The sequence below is a fragment of the Candidatus Phyllobacterium onerii genome (assembly GCF_028331445.1).
GTDB classification, from domain to species: domain Bacteria; phylum Pseudomonadota; class Alphaproteobacteria; order Rhizobiales; family Rhizobiaceae; genus Phyllobacterium; species Phyllobacterium onerii.
Genome location: NZ_JAQMHX010000007.1, coordinates 42903 through 63740, shown reverse-complemented (window position 1 = coordinate 63740; position 20838 = coordinate 42903). Strand labels below are relative to the sequence as shown.

Annotated in this window: 20 protein-coding genes; 16 read left to right on the top strand and 4 right to left on the bottom strand. The window is 57.0% G+C overall.

All coding sequences use genetic code 11. From position 1 onward, the window contains the following. Positions 1-167: 167 nt before the first annotated feature. From PHA01_RS16945 to PHA01_RS16930, 4 genes are read left to right on the top strand one after another with little or no spacing between them, the layout of a single operon-like run. Positions 168-1124: an aliphatic sulfonate ABC transporter substrate-binding protein gene (locus tag PHA01_RS16945; RefSeq protein WP_271897528.1), complete on the top strand. Its 957-nt coding sequence runs from the start codon at positions 168-170 to the stop codon at positions 1122-1124. Between the two features lie 20 nt (positions 1125-1144). After that, positions 1145-2308 (top strand): FMNH2-dependent alkanesulfonate monooxygenase, encoded by a 1164-nt coding sequence (gene ssuD / locus PHA01_RS16940; RefSeq protein ID WP_271897526.1) that lies wholly within the window; start codon positions 1145-1147, stop codon positions 2306-2308. After that, positions 2305-3084, top strand: coding sequence for an ABC transporter permease subunit (locus tag PHA01_RS16935; RefSeq protein WP_271897524.1), 780 nt, complete (start codon positions 2305-2307; stop codon positions 3082-3084). Before ssuD ends, PHA01_RS16935 begins: the two co-directional genes overlap by 4 nt. Before the next feature lie 9 nt (positions 3085-3093). Continuing rightward, positions 3094-3888 carry an ATP-binding cassette domain-containing protein gene (locus tag PHA01_RS16930; RefSeq protein ID WP_271897522.1) on the top strand — a complete coding sequence of 265 codons (795 nt, stop codon included), beginning with the start codon at positions 3094-3096 and terminating at the stop codon, positions 3886-3888. A 54-nt stretch (positions 3889-3942) separates the two neighbouring features. Here the strand turns inward: PHA01_RS16930 and fsa are convergent, their stop codons facing one another. Then, positions 3943-4596: a fructose-6-phosphate aldolase gene (gene fsa, locus PHA01_RS16925; RefSeq protein WP_112532174.1), complete on the bottom strand. Its 654-nt coding sequence runs from the start codon at positions 4594-4596 to the stop codon at positions 3943-3945. Positions 4597-4686: 90 nt separating this feature from the next. Here fsa and PHA01_RS16920 point away from each other — a divergent pair, with 90 nt between their 5' ends. The 9 genes from PHA01_RS16920 (at position 4687) to PHA01_RS16880 (ending at position 14593) form a co-directional block, all read left to right on the top strand. Then, positions 4687-6870 (top strand): primosomal protein N', encoded by a 2184-nt coding sequence (locus tag PHA01_RS16920; RefSeq protein ID WP_271897519.1) that lies wholly within the window; start codon positions 4687-4689, stop codon positions 6868-6870. A gap of 169 nt (positions 6871-7039) precedes the next feature. Then, positions 7040-7429 carry an AGROH133_08824 family phage infection protein gene (locus tag PHA01_RS16915; RefSeq protein WP_224507248.1) on the top strand — a complete coding sequence of 130 codons (390 nt, stop codon included), beginning with the start codon at positions 7040-7042 and terminating at the stop codon, positions 7427-7429. Between the two features lie 245 nt (positions 7430-7674). Further along, positions 7675-8235, top strand: a complete 561-nt coding sequence (locus PHA01_RS16910) for a F0F1 ATP synthase subunit delta (RefSeq protein ID WP_114431780.1) — start codon at positions 7675-7677, stop codon at positions 8233-8235. Then, a complete protein-coding gene (atpA, locus tag PHA01_RS16905) occupies positions 8235-9764 on the top strand; it encodes a F0F1 ATP synthase subunit alpha (protein ID WP_271897516.1) in 1530 nt (509 codons plus the stop codon). Before PHA01_RS16910 ends, atpA begins: the two co-directional genes overlap by 1 nt. Before the next feature lie 21 nt (positions 9765-9785). Then, on the top strand, positions 9786-10664 hold the full coding sequence (locus tag PHA01_RS16900) for a F0F1 ATP synthase subunit gamma (protein WP_112532178.1): 879 nt from the start codon (positions 9786-9788) through the stop codon (positions 10662-10664). An 18-nt stretch (positions 10665-10682) separates the two neighbouring features. Then, a complete protein-coding gene (gene atpD, locus PHA01_RS16895) occupies positions 10683-12314 on the top strand; it encodes a F0F1 ATP synthase subunit beta (RefSeq protein WP_271897513.1) in 1632 nt (543 codons plus the stop codon). A gap of 59 nt (positions 12315-12373) precedes the next feature. Then, on the top strand, positions 12374-12781 hold the full coding sequence (locus PHA01_RS16890; protein ID WP_112532179.1) for a F0F1 ATP synthase subunit epsilon: 408 nt from the start codon (positions 12374-12376) through the stop codon (positions 12779-12781). Positions 12782-12953: 172 nt separating this feature from the next. After that, positions 12954-13739 carry an LssY C-terminal domain-containing protein gene (locus tag PHA01_RS16885; protein ID WP_271897510.1) on the top strand — a complete coding sequence of 262 codons (786 nt, stop codon included), beginning with the start codon at positions 12954-12956 and terminating at the stop codon, positions 13737-13739. A gap of 101 nt (positions 13740-13840) precedes the next feature. Next, on the top strand, positions 13841-14593 hold the full coding sequence (locus PHA01_RS16880; protein WP_271897508.1) for a GGDEF domain-containing protein: 753 nt from the start codon (positions 13841-13843) through the stop codon (positions 14591-14593). A gap of 1 nt (position 14594) precedes the next feature. Here PHA01_RS16880 and PHA01_RS16875 read toward each other — a convergent pair whose 3' ends face one another. The 3 genes from PHA01_RS16875 to PHA01_RS16865 are packed head-to-tail and all read right to left on the bottom strand — an operon-like array spanning position 14595 to position 17046. Continuing rightward, on the bottom strand, positions 14595-15437 hold the full coding sequence (locus tag PHA01_RS16875; protein WP_271897506.1) for an SIS domain-containing protein: 843 nt from the start codon (positions 15435-15437) through the stop codon (positions 14595-14597). A gap of 53 nt (positions 15438-15490) precedes the next feature. Next, the gene (locus tag PHA01_RS16870; RefSeq protein WP_271897504.1) at positions 15491-16444 is read right to left on the bottom strand and encodes a shikimate dehydrogenase family protein; all 954 of its coding nucleotides are present in this window, start codon (positions 16442-16444) and stop codon (positions 15491-15493) included. A 29-nt stretch (positions 16445-16473) separates the two neighbouring features. Further along, a complete protein-coding gene (locus tag PHA01_RS16865; RefSeq protein ID WP_334312035.1) occupies positions 16474-17046 on the bottom strand; it encodes a glucose-6-phosphate isomerase family protein in 573 nt (190 codons plus the stop codon). A 303-nt stretch (positions 17047-17349) separates the two neighbouring features. Between PHA01_RS16865 and PHA01_RS16860 the strand changes: the two genes are divergently transcribed. Genes PHA01_RS16860 through PHA01_RS16850 form a run of 3 tightly spaced genes read left to right on the top strand, consistent with a single transcriptional unit; the run spans position 17350 to position 20748 of the window. Continuing rightward, a complete protein-coding gene (locus PHA01_RS16860) occupies positions 17350-18225 on the top strand; it encodes a carbohydrate ABC transporter permease (protein WP_271897500.1) in 876 nt (291 codons plus the stop codon). After that, on the top strand, positions 18222-19250 hold the full coding sequence (locus tag PHA01_RS16855) for a carbohydrate ABC transporter permease (protein WP_271897498.1): 1029 nt from the start codon (positions 18222-18224) through the stop codon (positions 19248-19250). The genes PHA01_RS16860 and PHA01_RS16855 overlap by 4 nt, the downstream gene beginning before the upstream one ends. 43 nt (positions 19251-19293) lie before the next feature. Continuing rightward, the gene (locus PHA01_RS16850) at positions 19294-20748 is read left to right on the top strand and encodes an extracellular solute-binding protein (protein WP_271897495.1); all 1455 of its coding nucleotides are present in this window, start codon (positions 19294-19296) and stop codon (positions 20746-20748) included. The last annotated feature ends 90 nt before the right edge of the window (positions 20749-20838 follow it).

The following is a 20838-nucleotide window of genomic DNA, read 5'->3' as shown; positions in this document are numbered from 1 at the left end:
CTCGCCTTTGCGCGCTCTCTCGAACTTACCAGAAAACTAATCCCATCGCGCCACATTCTACAGAATTTCTTTTCTCTATTAGATTGGTCGAGTTAACTAGCATTGGATCAATTCCCGGTCGGGCGGGAAGGCTTTTTGTCAATAAAGCCCGCATCCAAGAGGGACCAATGTCCAGATTGACACGTAAAGCATTTGGTGCGGCCCTTTTGGCTGCGGCTGTATTTGCCACCACATTCGCCCAGGCCGCTGAGCCTCTAAAAGAGCTGAAAATCGGGTATCAGAAAACAGGTCTGCCTGTAATCGCCCGCCAGCAGCAGGTGATCGAAAAAGCACTTGAGCCGAAGGGTATTGCGGTTAAATGGGTTGAGTTCACCGCAGGTCCACCGCTCGTCGAAGCTCTGAATGTCGGCAGCGTCGATGTCGGCTGGGTCGGCGATGCGCCGCCGATTTTCGGACAATCCGCAGGTTCCGCGATTGCCTATGCCGCTGCTCTTGCGCCCAATGGCAAAGGCGAGGCCATCATCGTCAAGCCCGGTTCGTCCATCCAGTCGCTTGCCGACCTCAAGGGCAAGAAAGTGGGCGTTGGCAAAGGAACAAGCGCGCACAATCTTCTCATCGCGGCATTGGCGAAAGCCAAGGTGGGCTACGATGAGATCACGCCGGTTTTCCTGAGTCCGGCCGATGCCGCCGCGGCGTTTGCCAGCGATAAAATCGATGCCTGGGCAATCTGGGATCCATTCTTCGCTATTGCCGAGACGCGCTACAATCCGCGCATTTTAGTCCGCACAAGCGATGTTCTCAACGTCAACACCTATCTCATTGCCAATCGCGATTTTGCCAAGGCACATCCGGAAGTCGTGACGGAGACAATCGGCGCGCTGAAGGTCGCGGCCGATTGGGCCAACGCCAACAAGGACAAGGTGGCCGAAGCCCTGCACGAAGTGACCGGCGTGCCTCTCGACGCGCAGACCCTTGCCGCGAACCGCTCTGTTTTCAGCGTCGAACCGATTACACCGGCAATAATTGCGCATCAGCAGGAAACCGCAGACCGTTTCTTCAAGCTTAAGCTCATCCCCAATGCCATCAAGGTTTCCGATGCCGTTTGGGCGGCCCCAACCAACTGACTATGGACCGGAGTCGCGATATGACGCAGCCAGTAAATAACACCCCGCTTGATTTCTTCTGGTTCATCCCGACACACGGCGATGGCAGTTATCTTGGTTCGGAGCGACAGCAACGGCCGCCGGAGCACGACTATCTCCGTGAGATCGCGCAGGCGGTCGATCGGCTGGGTTTCCCGGGTGTGTTACTTCCAACGGGGCAGAGTTGCGAAGATTCCTGGATCACAGCAGCGGGGCTCGCCGCACATACGGAGCGGTTGAAGTTTTTGGTGGCACTGCGCCCGGGTGTGACGTCGCCGGTTTTCGCTGCGCGGCAGACGGCAGCACTTGACCGCCTGAGCAACGGGCGCCTGCTGCTGAACGTGGTCGTTGGCGGCAATCCCAAGGAACTTGCAGGCGACGGCGTCTTCCTGCCTCATGACCAGCGCTATGAACAGGCTGCGGAATTCCTGAAGATCTGGCGCGATCTTGTCTCCGGCAAAACGGTCGACTTTGACGGCAAACATTATCGGGTAGAAGGGGGCAGGCTTGACCTCCTGCCGGTACAGGAACGCGCGCCGCTCTATTTCGGTGGTTCATCCGATGCGGGACAGGATCTTGCGGCGGAACAGGTCGACATGTACCTGACGTGGGGCGAGCCGGTGGCGCAGGTAGCCGAAAAGATCGAGCGTGCCCGCGCAAAGGCGGCTCGCAAAGGCCGCAAGCTGCGCTTTGGCATTCGCCTGCATTTCATCGTTCGCGAAACTGAAGATGAAGCCTGGGCGGCGGCGGACCGGCTGGTCAGCAGGATCACCGATGAGCAGATTGAAGTCGCACAGGCGCGGTTCCTCAAGGAAATGGATTCTGTCGGACAGCGCCGCATGGCGGAACTGCATGGCGGACGCCGCGACAAACTCGTTGTCGGTCCCAACCTTTGGGCGGGCGTTGGCCTCGTACGTGGCGGTGCAGGTACCGCCCTTGTCGGATCGCCGCAAAGCATCGCGGCGCGGATTCGCGAATATCAGGCGGTTGGCATCGATACCGTGATCGGTTCGGGCTATCCGCATCTGGAAGAAGCCTACCGTGTTGCGGAACTTCTGTTTCCGGAACTTGGTCTTGGCGCAAAAGCGCGTGCCCCGCGTCGTTCGATCGAGAACGAGTTTGGCGTTGGCTTTTATGGCGACAAGCGCCTGCAGGCCGCCTCATGAGCAGGGCGCTCCGTTCTATCGGTCGCAGCACGCTGGGCTGGCTTTTGCCTGCCTTGCTGCTTGCGGGATGGGAAGGCGCGTCGCGAGCCGGGCTTATACCGGCCAACGTCTTGCCAGCACCGTCCGCTGTCGGAGAGGCGTTCTGGAAATTGCTCCTGTCGGGTGAACTCATCGAGAACATCCGCATTTCGACATTGCGCGCTCTCAGCGGCTTTCTTGTCGGCGGTAGCATCGGTTTCGCGCTTGGCCTTGCCAATGGACTATCGGCGCTTAGCCGCGAACTAACCGACACGACGCTGCAGATGATCCGGAACATTCCACATCTCGCGCTGATCCCGCTGGTAATCCTGTGGTTCGGGATAGACGAGGAAGCGAAACTGTTTCTCGTTGCGCTCGGCGTGTTCTTTCCAATCTACGTCAATACACTGCTTGGCATTCAGGGTGTCGATCCGCAGCTGGTGGAGATGGGGCGCATCTATGGCATGTCACGCACACAGCTGTTCGTGCGTGTGATCCTGCCGGGTGCGCTGCCCTCGATCTTTGTCGGGTTGCGCTATGCGCTTGGTATCATGTGGCTGACATTGATCGTCGCCGAAACGATTTCCGCGTCCTCGGGTCTTGGCTACATGGCGATGCAGGCGCGCGAATTCCTACTGATCGACGTCGTTGTTCTATCGATTTTGATCTATGCGCTCCTTGGCAAGCTGGCAGATTCGCTGGCGCGGTTTCTCGAGCGGATATCACTGCAATGGCACCCTGCCTTCCAGACTGTTTGAGGAACCAAGATGACCGCAGCGACCGTAACAGCCCGCAAATCCTACTCCACGACGGCGCCAGCCTATACGCCGGCACCCCAAGGCAAGGTCTCGTTCTCGTTTCGCAATGTTGCCAAGCAGTTTGGCGGCAAGGCCGTGCTGCAAGGCATCAACCTTGATGTCTACGAGGGACAATTCGTTGCGGTTATCGGCAAGAGCGGCTGCGGCAAGAGTACCCTATTGCGATTGCTAGCCGGACTCGACAAGCCGACGTCTGGCGAGATTGTTACAGGCGTCCTAGAGGATGATCAGAAACGTACCCGCATCATGTTTCAGGAGCCGCGACTCCTGCCTTGGGCGCGGGTTGCCGCCAATGTCGGTGTAGGGCTGACGGGTATCGAGAAAGGCGAGACTGCGCGCAAGAAAAGCCTGGAGATTCTGGCTGAAGTCGGTCTGGCGGATCGTGGCGGCGAGTGGCCGTCCGTGCTTTCAGGCGGGCAGCGGCAGCGCGTTGCACTTGCGCGGGCGCTGGTGGGGCACCCATCCATATTGGCACTCGACGAGCCGCTGGGCGCATTGGATGCGCTGACGCGGATCGAGATGCAACAACTGCTGGAACGAATTTGGCTGGCGAAGAAATTCACCGCGGTTCTGGTGACACATGATGTCGCCGAGGCCGTTTCGCTTGCCGACAGGGTCGTCGTCATCGATAGCGGACGCATTGCACTCGACCTGGCGATCCCGGTAGAACGCCCGCGCCGTCATGCTTCGCCCGAACTAGCGTTTTTTGAACGGCAGATATTGGATCAGTTGTATAATCGATAAGAAACACCCGCCGACGATGTCAGCGGGTGTTGAATTCAGATAGTAATACTCAGATCAGGCGATCTTCTGGCCGGTCTTTGCCCAGTCAGCGAGGAAAGTCTCGAGACCCTTGTCGGTCAGCGGATGCTTGACGAGCGCCTTCAGCGTTGCTGGCGGTGCGGTTACGACGTCCGCGCCGATGAGTGCGGCTTCCTTCACATGGTTTACGGTACGGATCGAGGCCGCAAGGATTTCCGTTGGATAGTCGTAATTGTCGTAGATCGTGCGAATTTCGGAAATCAACTCGAGGCCATTGATGCCGATGTCGTCGATGCGGCCGATGAAAGGCGAGATGAATGTTGCGCCCGCTTTAGCGGCCAGCAGCGCCTGATTGGCGGAGAAGCAAAGTGTGACATTGACGAGGTGTCCGTCGGAGCGAAGCGCCTTGCAGGCCCTCAGGCCGTCAAGAGTAAGCGGTACCTTGATGCAGATATTGTCGGCGATCTTGGCAAGTACCGCCGCCTCTTTCATCATCTGCTCATATTCCACCGCGGTCACTTCGGCCGAAACAGGTCCCTTGACGATGCTGCAGATTTCCTTGGTGACCTCGAAGATGCTGCCGCCGGATTTGAGAATCAATGAAGGGTTGGTTGTCACGCCATCAAGCAATCCAAGATCGTTGAGTTCGCGGATTTCCTTTACATCGGCGGTATCAGCAAAGAATTTCATCGGAGCAGTCCTTCCAAAAATGATAGATGGGATATTTCTCCCGGAAAGTGGCTTTTCTTTAGCCCAAAGCCGCGGCAAGGTCACGCCCATATGAGCCAGGATTCGTTCATCCCGCAAAAAATTGTTCCCGTGCTTGTGCCGATGCCGGCCGAGCGACCCTATAGCTATGCCGTGCCGGATGGCATGGAGGTACAGGCCGGTTCAATCGTTCGGGTGCCACTAGGACCGCGCGAGGTCGCGGGCATTGTTACGGAGGGCTCGACAGACTCGATCGATGCGAAAAAGCTGCGGCCGATTTCAGAACTCTTTGACTGTCCTCCAGTCGACGATGGCATGATGCGGTTCATGCGCTGGGCTGCTGATTATACGATATCGCCGCCTGGCATGGTGGCGCGGATGGTATTGCGGGTGCCTGCGGCCTTCGACCCGGAGCCGCCGGTTCCGGGTCTGCGATTCTCGGGCCGCGAGCCCGACAGGATGACGGGCGCCCGTGCCCGCGTATTGGAACTTGCGGAAGACGGAATGGCGTGGACCCGAACCGGACTTGCTCATGCGGCCGGCGTGTCAGCGAGTGTCATCGATGGTCTCGCCGCCCAGGGTGTATTCGAACAGGTGATGATCCCGGCGCGGCCAATCGTAGCTGCTCCCGATCCGGATTACGCGAAAGCAGCCTTGTCTCCCGATCAAACGCAAGCTGCAGATCAATTGGTCGAAGCGGTATCGACGAATGGCTTTTCGGTATCCTTGCTTGATGGCGTCACAGGTTCGGGCAAGACCGAAGTCTATTTCGAGGCGGTGGCCAAAGCTATCGAACGAGGCAAACAGGTGTTGATCCTGCTGCCGGAGATTGCGCTGACTCAGCAATTTCTCGATCGGTTCCACGATCGGTTCGGTTCGAAACCTGCGGAGTGGCATTCGGACCTTGCACCAAGATCGCGTGAGCGGGTGTGGCGGCAAGTGATGGAGGGGCAGGTCAGAGTCGTCGCAGGCGCGCGCTCGGCATTGTTCTTGCCGTTCAAGGATCTGGGATTGATCATTGTCGATGAAGAGCATGATCCGGCCTACAAGCAGGAAGATCGCGTTTTTTACAATGCGCGCGACATGGCCGTGGTGCGCGGGCACATCGGCAATTTTCCAGTGGTCCTGGCGTCGGCAACGCCATCGATCGAAAGCCAGGTGAATGCCAGCCAAGGACGCTATACACGCGTTCGCCTGCCGGGCCGCTATGCGGAAGCGGCGATGCCCGATCTCAAATCGATCGACATGCGCAAATCACCGCCGCGACCGGGTGGCTTCCTTTCACCAGCGCTGGTTGAGGCCATCAACCAGACTTTACAACGCAAAGAGCAATCGCTGCTGTTTCTCAATCGGCGTGGCTATGCGCCGCTGACTCTATGCCGGGTATGCGGTCATCGGTTTCAGTGCCCGGACTGTTCAAGCTGGCTCGTGGAGCATCGTTTTCGTGGTCAGCTCGTCTGTCATCAATGCGGGCACCGCGAGGCCAGGCCCGAGGCCTGTCCATCCTGTGGCACGCTCGACCATCTGGTCGCTTGCGGCCCGGGTGTCGAGCGCATCGCCGAGGAAACGGAGAAGACATTTCCCGATGCGCGCATCATCGTCCTGTCGTCCGACCTCATGGGTGTGAAGCGTCTGCGGCTGGAACTCGATGCCATCGCGCGCGGAGAGGCGGATATCATCATCGGTACGCAGCTCGTCGCCAAGGGGCATAATTTCCCTAACATGACGCTCGTCGGGGTTGTAGATGCGGATCTCGGGCTTGCCAATGGCGATCCGCGCGCTGCCGAACGCACGTTTCAGTTGCTCAACCAGGTAACGGGGCGGGCGGGACGCACTGGCAAAAAGAGCCTCGGACTGTTGCAGACCTATCAACCGGAACATCCCGTCATGCGCGCTATCGTTTCCGGCGATGCACAGGCCTTTTATGAGCGCGAGATAGAGGAGCGAGAACGCTCCGGGCTGCCGCCGTTCGGCCGCCTGGCAGCATTGATTGTCTCTGCAGCAACTCGGCCAGAGGCAGAAAATCATGCCCGGGCTTTACGGCGTGCAGCGCCTGCCTCACCGCAGATCAGCGTGCTCGGTCCGGCGGAAGCGCCACTCGCGCTTGTTCGGGGCCGCCACCGCTTCCGGCTCCTGATCCATGGCACCCGCAAGGCGGATATTCAGGGCTTTATCCGCGCCATGCTGGCGGCAGGGCCAAAAGAACGGGGATCGGTGCGCGTGCAGGTTGATATTGATCCGCAAAGCTTCTTATAAAACTCGCCACGGCGGGCTGCAAATGGCGCTTTTCTTTGCTCCGGTGCTCACGTACCGAAAAGTACGCTCCGCTCCGGTGCTCGAAAATCACCATTTTCGCCACTCCATGACGAGTTTGGGTCGGCGCTATGAAAGCAGGAATACAGGTAGTTTGGGGAAGGGATAAGAAATGGAACTTTATTGGCCGGCGACTACAGGCGAATGGCTGGCTTGGCTGTCAGCGGCAATCACAGTCATCTTCGGATTGATCTTGTTTTTTGCTCCTCGCGTCGCACTGAAAATCATGCGCCTGCAGACCAAACCCGAGCGGCCTGAAGCCATATCTGAAGTGCGCGCCACGTTTGCCGGATTTTATCTCGGACTTGGGCTAAGCGCCCTGGTTTTCTCCCAGCCCTTTCTCTGGATCGCGCTTGGCGTTTCGTGGGGCTTTACGGTCTTTGGCCGCCTGATCTCCATGATGTCGGATCGAGGCAATACGGTTTACAACTGGATATCGGTGCTTGTCGAAATTGCGTTGGCAACGGGCCCCTTGCTCTTCGCCTTCGGCTTCATTGCATAAACATGACAGCATTAGTTGAATCAGTTGCTCATAATTATCCAGAGCTGCGGCGATTGGGACGGCCTTTTTAGGGGATTCGCGTGTTGCGAGTCCTGAGTTCCTATGCTAGACGGCATTCAAATCTCGTCGGATACGGCTCTCGGGTTGTGCCTTCGGCGGTAAAAAAATCAATAATGCCAAAGATTTGACCGAAAATCCTTTCCGGTTTCCAGATTTTTGGCTCCAACGCAGAGAGCTTGTCGTTCGTGGCAGAAACTTCGTCGCTCATTACCGGTGTTGCCCAGCGTTACGCGGGTTCGTTGTTCGACCTCGCGTTGGAGACGAAATCCGTTGCCGAGGTGGAGAAGAATCTCGGCGAGTTCGAGGCTCTCATCAATGGTAGTGCCGATCTGAAGCGACTGGTTCTGAGCCCGGTCTTCTCATCGGGCGATCAGGTCAAGGCGATTTCCGCCATCCTCGCAAAGGCCAAGATCGGCGGCCTCGTCGGCAATTTCCTGCGTGTCGTCGCGCAGAACCGGCGCCTGTTCGCGGTGCCGGCCATGATCCAGTCATTTCGCCAGATCGCCAGCGCGCAGCGCGGCGAGGTCTCGGCGGACGTTACTTCGGCGCATGCTTTGACGGCGGCGCAGCAAACAGAATTGAAGGCCACGCTGAAAAGCGTCGCCGGCAAGGACGTGACAATCAATGTCACTGTTGATCCGTCGATCCTTGGAGGTCTCATCGTCAAGTTGGGGTCCCGCCAGATCGACACTTCACTTCGCACAAAACTTTCTTCGCTTAAGCTTGCACTGAAAGAGGTCGGCTGATGGACATCCGCGCCGCGGAAATTTCCGCAATCCTGAAAGAGCAAATCAAGAATTTCGGTCAGGAGGCAGAAGTCTCCGAGGTCGGTCAGGTTCTGTCCGTCGGTGACGGTATTGCTCGTGTATATGGTCTGGACAATGTCCAGGCCGGTGAAATGGTCGAGTTCCCGGACGGTACCCGCGGCATGGCCCTGAACCTCGAAAGCGACAATGTCGGCGTCGTTATTTTTGGTTCGGACCGTGACATCAAGGAAGGCGACACCGTCAAGCGGACCGGCGCCATCGTTGACGTTCCCGTCGGCAAGGAATTGCTTGGCCGCGTTGTCGATGCACTCGGTAATCCGATCGACGGCAAGGGGCCGATCAAGGCAACACAACGTATGCGTGTTGACGTCAAGGCGCCGGGCATCATCCCGCGCAAGTCCGTGCATGAGCCGATGTCGACGGGCCTCAAAGCTATCGATGCGCTGATCCCGGTCGGCCGCGGCCAGCGCGAGCTGATCATCGGCGATCGCCAGACCGGCAAGACGGCGATTATTCTCGATACTTTCCTTAATCAGAAGCCGGCTCACGATGCAGGCAATGAGAGCGAAAAGTTGTATTGCGTCTACGTCGCTATCGGCCAGAAGCGTTCGACGGTTGCGCAGTTCGTCAAGATTCTCGAAGAGCGCGGTGCGCTTGAATATTCGATCATCGTTGCTGCCACAGCTTCCGATCCTGCGCCGATGCAGTATCTAGCGCCGTTTGCCGGTTGCACCATGGGCGAATACTTCCGTGACAACGGCATGCACGCGCTGATCGGCTATGACGATCTGTCCAAGCAGGCCGTGGCTTATCGCCAGATGTCCTTGCTGTTGCGCCGTCCTCCGGGCCGCGAAGCTTATCCGGGTGACGTTTTCTATCTGCACTCCCGTCTGCTCGAGCGCTCTGCAAAGCTCAATGACGACAACGGCGCCGGTTCGCTGACCGCATTGCCTGTCATCGAGACCCAGGCGAACGACGTGTCGGCCTATATTCCGACCAACGTGATCTCGATCACCGACGGTCAGATATTCCTTGAAACCAACCTGTTCTACCAGGGTATCCGTCCGGCCGTGAACGTCGGTCTGTCGGTTTCCCGCGTTGGTTCTTCCGCGCAGATCAAGGCGATGAAGCAGGTTGCCGGTTCGATTAAAGGTGAGCTGGCTCAGTACCGCGAAATGGCGGCCTTTGCCCAGTTCGGTTCCGATCTCGACGCCTCGACACAACGCCTGCTCAACCGCGGCGCGCGCCTGACCGAGCTTTTGAAGCAGCCACAGTTCTCGCCGCTGAAGACGGAAGAGCAGGTTGCAGTGATCTACGCCGGTGTCAATGGCTATCTCGACAAGCTTGCCGTCAGTCAGGTCAATGATTTCGAGCAAGGTCTGCTCACATGGCTTCGTACGGAACACAAGGATGTTCTTGCGACGATTGCCAAGGAAAAGCAGATCAGCGACGAGACCAAAGGCAAGCTCAAGGCCGCTGTTGACGGCTTTGCCAAGTCCTTCGCTTAACATTACGGACGGGATGAACGGATGCCTTCGTTAAAGGATCTGAGAAACCGGATCGCCTCGGTCAAGGCGACGCAGAAAATCACCAAGGCGATGCAAATGGTCGCCGCGGCGAAGCTGCGTCGTGCGCAGGAGGCTGCGGAAGCCGCTCGCCCCTATTCGCAGCGCATGGCTGCTGTGCTGGCGAACATCGCTTCCAATGTCGATGGCGATGATGCGCCCGTGCTAATGAGCGGGACAGGCAAGGACGATGTGCATCTGCTTGTCGTCTGCACGTCCGAACGTGGCCTTTGCGGCGGTTTCAACGCGCAAATCGCGCGCCTGGCCCGTGACCACACCCGCCGGCTTCTCGCCGATGGCAAGACGGTCAAGATCATTACTGTTGGCAAGAAAGGCGCAGATATCCTGCGCCGTGATCTCGGCAAGAACATTATCGATCACGTCAATCTGCGCGAAGTCAAAACGCTTGGTTTTGTCAACGCTGACGAAATCGGTCACAAGATCATCACGCTCTTCAATGAGGGCGCGTTCGACGTTGCCACGCTGTTCTATTCGGAATTCAAATCGGTGATCGCACAGATACCGACTGCCCAGCAGTTGATTCCAGCCAGTGCCATCGGCGATGTCGAGCCGGAGAGCGCAGGCGATGCAGTTTATGAATATGAGCCGGATCCGGCCGCCATTCTCGGCGATCTGATCCCGCGTAATATTTCCGTCCAGGTTTTCCGCGCTCTTCTTGAAAACGCGGCATCGGAGCAGGGTGCACGTATGTCCGCCATGGACAATGCAACCCGCAATGCCGGTGACATGATCAACAAGCTGACAATGTCGTACAACCGCCAGCGTCAAGCCCAGATCACCAAAGAACTGATTGAAATTATTTCGGGCGCAGAAGCGCTCTAATCGCGAAGGTAAGGATCGATGGCTAAAGCAGCGACCCCGAAAACACCCGCAGCCGCCAAGGCTGCCCCGGCAGCAAAGACAGCTGCAGCAAAGACACCTGCAGCAAAGGCAACTGCCGAGGCCGTGAAGCCGGTTGCGAAAGCAGCTGCGAAGGCTGCTCCAGCTGCCAAAGCCGCAGCTCCGGCAAAGGCAACAAAGTCAGCGACACCCAAGACTGCTCTCAAGGCAACCGGCGTTGCCGGTCGCGTCAGCCAGGTTATCGGCGCTGTTGTCGACGTGGCCTTCGATGGTGGTGTTCTGCCGCAAATCCTGAACGCTCTGGAAACCGACAATCTCGGCAACCGCCTCGTTCTCGAAGTTGCGCAGCATCTCGGTGAGAACACTGTGCGCACGATCGCAATGGACTCGACCGAAGGCCTGATCCGCGGCCAGGTTGTTTACGACACCGGTTCGCCTATCATGGTGCCGGTCGGCGAGGAAACGCTCGGCCGCATCATGAACGTCATCGGCGAGCCGGTCGACGAAGCAGGCCCGATCAAGACCAAGCTTTCCCGCGCCATCCACCAGCCAGCTCCTGCATATGTCGAGCAGTCTACGGAAGCCGAGATCCTTGTCACTGGCATCAAGGTGGTCGACCTGCTCGCGCCTTATGCACGCGGCGGCAAGATCGGTCTCTTCGGCGGTGCAGGCGTCGGCAAGACAGTTCTCATCATGGAACTGATCAACAACGTTGCCAAGGCGCATGGCGGTTATTCGGTATTCGCCGGTGTGGGTGAACGCACACGCGAGGGTAACGATCTTTATCACGAGATGATCGAGTCCGGCGTTAACAAGGAAGGCGGCGGCGAAGGCTCCAAGGCCGCACTCGTCTACGGCCAGATGAACGAGCCACCAGGGGCGCGTGCCCGTGTTGCTCTGTCGGGTCTGACCGTTGCCGAGCATTTCCGCGACCAGGGCCAGGACGTTCTGTTCTTCGTGGACAACATCTTCCGCTTTACGCAGGCCGGTTCCGAAGTGTCCGCTTTGCTTGGCCGTATCCCGTCCGCCGTGGGCTATCAGCCGACGCTCGCGACCGATATGGGCCAGATGCAGGAGCGCATCACCACGACGCACAAGGGTTCTATCACATCGGTTCAGGCCATCTACGTCCCCGCCGACGATTTGACCGATCCTGCGCCTGCGACTTCGTTCGCGCACCTTGATGCGACGACGGTTCTCAACCGCGCGATCTCCGAGAAGGGTATTTACCCGGCTGTGGATCCGCTGGACTCGACATCGCGCATGCTCGATCCGCTGATCGTCGGTGACGAGCACTACCAGACAGCCCGCCAGGTTCAGTCGATCCTGCAGCGCTACAAGTCGCTTCAGGACATCATCGCCATCCTTGGCATGGACGAACTTTCGGAAGAAGACAAGATTGCTGTGGCCCGTGCCCGCAAGATCGAACGCTTCCTGTCACAGCCATTCTTCGTTGCTGAAATCTTCACCGGCTCGCCGGGCAAGCTGGTGGATCTGGCGGACACCATCAAGGGCTTCAAGGGTCTTTGCAATGGTGACTATGATCACTTGCCAGAAGCAGCGTTCTACATGGTCGGCTCGATCGACGAGGCGATCGAGAAGGCACAGCGTCTGGCTGCGGAAGCAGCTTAACGCATGACTGATGGCGGGCCGCGGCCCGCCTTTTCGCCCACAGGATTTGAGTGAATATCATGGCAGAAGCCTTTCAGTTCGAACTCGTCTCACCAGAGCGTCTGCTTCTTTCGGAGCAGATCATTGAGGTCGTCGTTCCAGGTACAGAGGGCTACATGACGGTCATGGCGCACCATGCGCCATTGATGGCAACAGTGAAGCCGGGCGTGGTCGCCGTGAAGACACCGGACGGTAAGCTGGACAGCTATGTTGTTTTCGGCGGCTTCGTTGACATTACGCCTGACGGCTGCACGCTCCTTGCTGAATCGGCGGTACACGTCGCCGATATAAGGGCTGATGAGTTGCAGAACCGCATAAAGGACGCTCAGGAAGACTTCGAAGACGCGACAACCCGCGAAGATCGGGCCAAGGCTGAAGACCTTCTCGGCCAACTGAAGACACTCGAGGAAGCCATCAAGGCTGCGTGATTGGGCCAAACCGATCGATGATAAATCAAGCGGGCTTCGGCCCGTTTTTGTTTACGGCAGGCTCCCTGCAATGGCCGCATCGACCGTTAAGTCCGGTCGAACGGATTATATTCTTTCCCACGTTATCGCGGTAAGCTCGTTGGCGAGAGTATAGGCGGGGGCAGAGAGAAAAATGAGGCGTCTGTTTGTCGGTGCTGTAATCATCGTTGCCGTCTACCTGTTACTGGCATATGTGGCCCTTCCTACAGTCTGGACTCACTATGAACGACAGCCAGGCCTCGCTAATCATCCCATGGTGACGAAGACTGCACGCGGTATTCCGGGTGACCCGCTCAATGTCGGACTTATAGGCGATCGTCAGGACATCATCCGTGCCATGCATGCCGGTGCCTGGTATCCTGCCGATCCTGTCACCTTGCGTTCCAGCATCGATATCATTGGAAGCGTGATACTCGACCGGCCTTACGACAAGGCTCCGGTCAGCCCGCTGTTTTATGACGGCCGCCGCGAGGACCTCGCTTACGAAATGCCCGTTGGTAGCAGCGCAAAGCAGCGACATCATGTTCGTTTGTGGAAGGTGCTCGACACGGGCGTAGAACAACGGCCCGTGTGGCTCGGTTCCGCAACCTTCGATCAACGCGTGGGATTCAGCGAGTATACCGGTCAAGTAACGCATGACATCGCACCGGATATCGATGCCGAGCGTGACTATTTTGCCAATAGTCTTACGCAGGCGGGCATGGTGGAGACGATCTATCAGGTCTCGGGTGTCGGGCCGACGCTGAATGGCCGCAATGGCGAGGGCAGCCCGTATTTTACCGATGGCGAAATTCGCATGCTGACCTTGGTCCATGACGGGCAACGCCGGAGCCAGCCCCCCGAAATACTGGCCTCTCCGCCGCTCATTCAAGCCAAGGACAATGCCTGGATGACAATCAAGGATGCGTTGGGCAATTAGGCCGGCTACGATTGGGTCTGATACGGGGTAGTGCGCTGTCTTTACCGCATCTTTCATTTTTCGAGCCTATAAGAAGACGACCGCATCTCTGGAAGGCATCGATGAACACTTTCAATCGTTGGATGACGATGTTCGAGGCGTTGTCGCCCGTCAGGCAGATATTGCTGGTGCTCGGTCTCGGCGGTGTCCTCGCAAATGTCCTGGCCGCCCTCTTCTTCAAGCTCGGTGGTTACGATAGTCTCGACAAGACGATCCTTGTGACAACACTGATCGTTATCGTTGTCGGAGGGCCGCTTGGAGCATTTCTGGTCGGATTGAACTATCGCCTGAAGGTCATGGCGCACGAGCTCGACATCGCGTTCCGCAAAGACGGGATGACAGGACTGTCAACGCGTCATGAGTTTTATTTACGGGTCGAGCAGATGATCCTTGGCAACAATCCTGCTCTCAGTGCCGGGGCCGTGCTCTATATAGATGCCGATCACTTCAAGTCGGTCAACGATCGGTTTGGCCACGCTGCTGGAGATGATGCCCTGCAAGAGATAGGAACCCTCATTGGAAAGCGGTTAGGCCGACGCGATGTCGGCGCGCGCTTTGGGGGCGAAGAATTTGCAGTTTTCCTCGCTGATGCGGACTATGGCAAGGCATCGTGGGTGGCGCATGGAATATTGCTCGATGTTCGAGGCATATCGAGGAAGGTCGCCCGGAGCGAATTGTCATTGACGGTCAGCATCGGTGTTGCGTTTCATGAGCCCGGGCAAACACTAGAACAACTGGTCAATGCCGCGGATGAATGCCTCTACCGGGCCAAGAACCAGGGGCGTGATCGCATCGTCTACGAATTGGCCTCGTAGCTCAAATCGGTTGGACTTTGCGTATATCACTCAGTTGCCGCTTCATATTGTGAATCCGCGCTTGATCTTCGAGGGGACGGCGCATCGCGACGCTGGTCGACAGAATATCGATCACGACGAGCGCGGCGATGCGCGAGATCGTCGGCGTATACATATTGGTGTTCTCGAGAGTCTCGACGATCAATGCCACGTCTGAGTAACTGGCGAGTGGCGAGTCCGAACCCGTCAGACAAATAACGGCGGCGCCGTTGGCGCGAGCAACACGGGCAATCTCGATGATGGAGCGCGTTGTTCCGGTATTGGAAATCACAAAGGCAACATCGCCCTGCTTCATCATCGAAGCGATCATGATTTGCTGATGTGAATCGAGCTGTGCACCGCAAGGAACACCAAAGAGTGGAAATTTCTGCTGGGCGTCTCGCGCAACAATGCCCGACGCGCCAAAGCCAAAGAATTCGATGGTCCGCGCTTGCGCGAGAATGTCGATGGCTTTGCGCAGCGCGGCCCTATCAAGGTGTGATCTCGCCCAATCGAGACTGGTCATGGTGTACTCGAAGATCTTCTCAGCCACGGTCTCCGGATCATCGGTGTCGAGCAGGACTGAATGGGTCGCCGGTGTACCGAAAGCCAGGCTTTGCGCGAGCCGTATCTTGAAATCCTGGAAACCTCTGCACCCGATTGCCATGGCAAAACGCAGAACCGTAGGCTGACTGACCTCGGCAAGCGTCGCTGTCTCACCCACTGTCGCGTTCAGGATTCGCTGGGGGTCCTTCAGAACCACATCCGCGACCTTACGATCCGATTTGCGCAGCTCGGCCCGCATTGTGCGGATAATTTCTATCATGTTCCGACCTGAGCGTGTCTCCCTTTCGTTATCGTCCGCTTCTCCGTGCATCGCTATCGCTCCGATGCTTCGAGAGCGATTGCGGAAATCCGATCGAATGACGGCCCCGCCACAGGGATTTCAATATTGAAGACTTCGGCGATTACCTGCGTCCAGCCGTGCAGGAAGTAGGTCCAGCCATCCACAACCTGCAGATTGCGGCTCCGCTGCTGGTTGCGTGCCTGGTCGAGAAAAATCAGATCGCCTCGATAGTTCAGATCCCATACCACAGAACGCTCGGGAAACTGGCAGGCGTTGGACAAGGGCGAGCCAGGTGCATCTTTGCCGAGGCCCGTGGCATTGATGACGAGAGAGCCCGGCTTGAGAGTGCGCAACACGTCGTCGTTGGCTCCAGTCCCAGGGGTCAGGACGTACTCTATGGGGACGACGCTTTCGATCTGCCCATGAATGCGACGGATTTCATCCAGCCGTTCCTGGCTGCGATCAGACACGAGTATCCTCCCGGGGACGTCCTCGCCGCGCGAGCGGCGCATCAGGTGCCAAGTGATTGCAATCGTAGAGCCGCCTGCGCCCATGCAGAAGAGGTCAGCTTCACGACCGGAAAAATACTGCTCGCCGAGAAAACCATCTATGGCAAGGCCGGACGAAATGGGATCCTTCGCATGACAGATCAGCTTGCCGTCGCGTTTGGAAATGCAGCTGGTTTCACCCATCAATTGTGCGAGCGGATCGATAGTGTCCAACATACCGCGGCAAGCGTGAAAGAGATCAATCTTGTGAGTCGTCACCAGTGCGCCGAGAGAAAGGGGATCGTCCCGGATGAACGCCACAGCTTCGCGATAGGCGGCAGGATCGTCATGGAGTTTAAAATCGATGCCGTTGATGACAGCGGTTTCAAGCCCGAGATACTTGGCCCATGCGGGAAACACCTTCATGATGGAGCTTTTGCCGGTTGTGACACCGATGAAGTAAAGTGTGGGCAGCGTCGCAGGTGTGTAAGAAATCACTTACAATTCTCCAGATGAGGGGCTTCTAATCAAGGATTATTTTTCATGAGTGCAGCGACCTGTTCGCCTGTTCGCGGATTGTAACAGGCGTTGTCCACCAATTCCCACCCGTTGCCACTGCTCATCACACGATGGCGCATGCCGTTTGATTTCTCGATGAGGCTGTAGTCCTGCCCGCTATCGGAAGGGTAAGCGAAGACCATCACAAGGTCCGTTTCACCGATGTTGATGGAACGGTGGATCCAGTATGGCGGAACATAGCAGATAGTCTGCGCGGTGATTTCGACAATCCGTGTCTCGCCCTCCGGCGATTCCAATTGCATGAGACCATGCCCGCTTTGACCATAGTAGATCTCGGGTCGATCTGCCTTCGCATGAATGTGGCCGCGCGTGAGGAAAAACTCCCTGTCGACACACCCCGGATTCATGCGGGTGACGCCGTAATTAAGATCACCGGCATGCGCCCCGGGTCGAAAATCTTCGACACTGTAGACGACCGGATCATTCAGGCTTTTGACGAGCGCCGCATGTGCATCTGCGTTCTCATAGACCCCGGCGAGGTCGCTCAAGCGCTTTTCATAACGACCGGTGTGTCCGCTCATCCCGCCGGCATAAGGGTCTACAAGGTTGGCGACTGGTTCGCGCACAATAGTCGATCTCCGTTTTGTAGTAAAATTACATAAAACCACAAAAGTGCGCGCGCAAGCGAATATTTGCAATGCGAGCGAAGCACTCGTTTGCCATCATTCGGGGTAGAATTGTGTTGACTGAAAAAAATTGCGTAATTACGCTACCAACGGAAATGGGGGAATTCATCGAGGTCAGGTCCTTGGTGGGAGGAGATCTATGTCGGCTTTTAAGGTGTCCTGCTTCCGGATCGCAGTTTGTTGCGTCAGCGGTGCGGCATGACTCGAAATGATCCGGTCAAGCATTTCTTTATCTGGCCGGCGCTGCTCATCGTCCTGGTGATTTCCATATTTCCGCTGATCTATTCTCTGACGACCAGCTTCATGAGCTTACGGCTCGTTCCGCCAATTCCGCCACGATTCGTTGGATTCGGCAATTATGCTGAACTCCTGCAGAATCCACGGTTCTGGCACGTCGCATGGACAACGACGATTATCTCCTTCATCTCCGTGGCTCTGCAATATGTCATCGGTTTTTCCGTAGCGCTCGCGCTCAACCGAAATGTTCCGGGCGAGGGTCTGTTCCGCGTCAGTTTCTTGCTGCCGATGCTCGTTGCGCCGGTCGCGGTTGCTTTGATCGCGCGGCAGATCCTCAACCCGACCATGGGTCCGCTCAATGAACTGATGACATTCTTCGGCTTTCCCAACCTGCCTTTCCTGACACAGACGAGATGGGCTATCGGGGCGATCATTTCCGTTGAGGTTTGGCAGTGGACGCCCTTCGTCGTGCTGATGTTGCTTGCAGGGCTGCAGACCTTGCCAGATGATGTCTATGAAGCGGCAGCGCTGGAGAATGCCAGCTCATGGCAGCAGTTCTGGGGGATCACCTTCCCAATGATGCTGCCAATTTCGGTGGCGGTGGTGTTTATCCGGCTGATCGAGAGCTACAAGATCATCGATACAGTGTTTGTCATGACCGGTGGAGGTCCGGGGATTTCAACCGAAACCCTGACGCTGTTCGCCTACCAGGAAGGTTTCAAGAAGTTCAATCTTGGTTACACGTCGGCGCTGTCCTTCCTGTTCCTGATTGTCATCACAGTCATTGGCCTCGTCTATCTCGCGATCCTGAAGCCCTATCTGGAGAAGCACAAATGAGTGTGAGGAATCTGAAGGGAAATGGACGCTGGTGGGCGCTTGCGGGCTGCCTGCTTTGGCTGGCGTTTACCTTCTTCCCGCTCTATTGGGTGGCAATAACGTCGTTCAAGTCGCCATTGGGCGTTGTCGGCGGGCCGACATACCTGCCGTTTGTCGATTTTGAACCGACACTGACCGCCTGGCGCGAACTTTTGTCGGGCCAGCGCGGACAGTTCTACAACACCTTCATGGCATCGACGATTATCGGGCTTTCGGCTTCGGTCATCGCCACAGCGGTCGGTTCGATGGCAGCCTATGCCCTCGTGAGGTTCACTTTCGAGGTCAAACTTCTGACGGGTTTAATATTTGTCGTAGTGGCTTTCGGTGGATATTTGCTCGGACGACACGTTGCGGGTTTCGGACAAGCAACGTCGCTCATTTATGCCTTCATCGCGGCTCTCGCGCTCGCGATTGGCTCCAGCTGGATACGGCTTCCTGGTCCCATTTTGGGCAATGACGACATTGTCTTCTGGTTCGTCAGCCAGCGCATGTTTCCGCCGATCGTCGCGGCATTCGCGTTGTTTCTGATGTATACAGAAATGGGAAAGCTCGGATTCAAGCTCGTTGATACCTATACCGGCCTGACCTTCGCCTATGTGGCTTTTTCACTACCGATCGTGATCTGGCTCATGCGCGATTTCTTTGCCGCATTGCCCATCGAAGTGGAGGAAGCGGCGATGGTGGATAATGTTCCCTCGTGGAGAATATTCTTTGGCATCGTGGTGCCAATGTCGAAGCCAGGATTGATAGCGACGTTCATGATCACGTTGGCGTTCGTCTGGAACGAATTTTTGTTTGCGCTGTTTCTAACGAACTCCAGATGGCAGACGCTTCCAATTCTCGTCGCGGGTCAAAACAGTCAGCGCGGTGACGAATGGTGGTCGATTTCTGCGGCCGCCTTGGTTGCCATCATACCCATGGTTATCATGGCTGGAATTCTAAGCAGGCTGATGCGATCCGGCCTGCTTCTGGGCGCAATAAAATAAGCATTTACAATAACCGATCATCGTAAATTCCAGGGAGGAAAACATGAGAAGATTGCTATTGAGTACTACGGCTGCAGGTCTGCTGGCTATGGCGGGCGCGTCATCGGCGCTTGCCTGCGATCCCGACTATACCGGCATTACCCTGACTGCGACGACGCAGACCGGACCATATATCGCTTCCGCGCTGCAGCTGGCCGCCAAGGGCTGGACGGAGAAAACCTGCGGCAAGGTGAATGTCGTCGAATTTCCGTGGTCAGAGCTCTATCCAAAGATCGTAACATCGCTGACATCGGGCGAAGACACATTCGACGTGATTGCCTTCGCGCCGGCCTGGGCGCCGGATTTTACGGACTATCTGTCGGAAATGCCCAAGGCTATGCAGTCCGGCCCAGACTGGGAGGATATCGCTCCCGTCTATCGTGAACAGCTGATGGTCTGGAATGGCAGGGTTCTGTCGCAGACGATGGACGGCGATGCGCACACCTACACCTACCGTATCGATCTGTTTGAGAAGCCGGAAAACCAGACGGCATTCAAGGCCAAATATGGCTACGATCTGGCGCCGCCAAAAACCTGGAAACAGTATCTCGATATCGCTGAATTCTTCCAGCAGCCGGCGAACGGACTGTGGGGTACGGCAGAGGCTTTCCGCCGCGGCGGACAGCAATTCTGGTTCCTCTTCAGCCATGTTGCCGGATATACAAGCCATCCGGACAATCCGGGCGCCATGTTCTTTGATCCCGACACGATGGATGCCCAGGTTAATAATCCTGGCTGGGTCCGCGGGCTGGAAGAATATATAAAGGCGTCGAAGGTCGCACCGCCAAATGCGCTGAATTTCTCGTTCGGCGAAGTGAATGCAGCGTTTGCCGGCGGTCAGGTCGCAGAGTCGATCGGCTGGGGTGATACCGGTGTTATTGGCGCCGATCCCAAGCAATCCAAGGTTGCGGGCAATGTCGGCTCGGCGTCGCTGCCTGGATCGGACGAAATCTGGAACTACAAGACCAAGAAGTGGGACAAGTTCGACCACGTTATCCAGACATCGTTCATGGCGTTCGGCGGGTGGCAGGCGGCGGTTCCCGCTTCATCCAAAAATCAGGATGCGGCTTGGGATTATATCAAGTTCCTGACCAGTCCCGCTGTGTCAGGACAGGCGGCGATCACCGGTGGTACCGGTGTCAACCCGTATCGCATCTCGCATACGACCAACGCCGATCTTTGGTCGAAGATATTCTCGCCACGTGAGGCCAAGGAATATCTCGGTGCCCAGAAGGATGCCGTAACTGCCAAGAACACCGCGCTCGACATGCGCTTGCCGGGTTATTTCTCCTACACGGAAATCCTGGAGATCGAGCTGTCGAAAGCATTGGCTGGCGAGGTGACGCCCCAGCAGGCGCTTGATACGGTGGCGCAGGGATGGAACAAGCTGACCGACGATTTTGGCCGAGACAAGCAGCTTGCGGCCTATCGTTCGTCAATGGGCCTGCCGGCAAAATAATGACAAGTCACTATCCCGCCCGCCGCAAGTGCGGGCGGGATAGTTCGAGACGGGAAATGAAGCGTCCGTCGCCGCTGTAACAGCGCGACG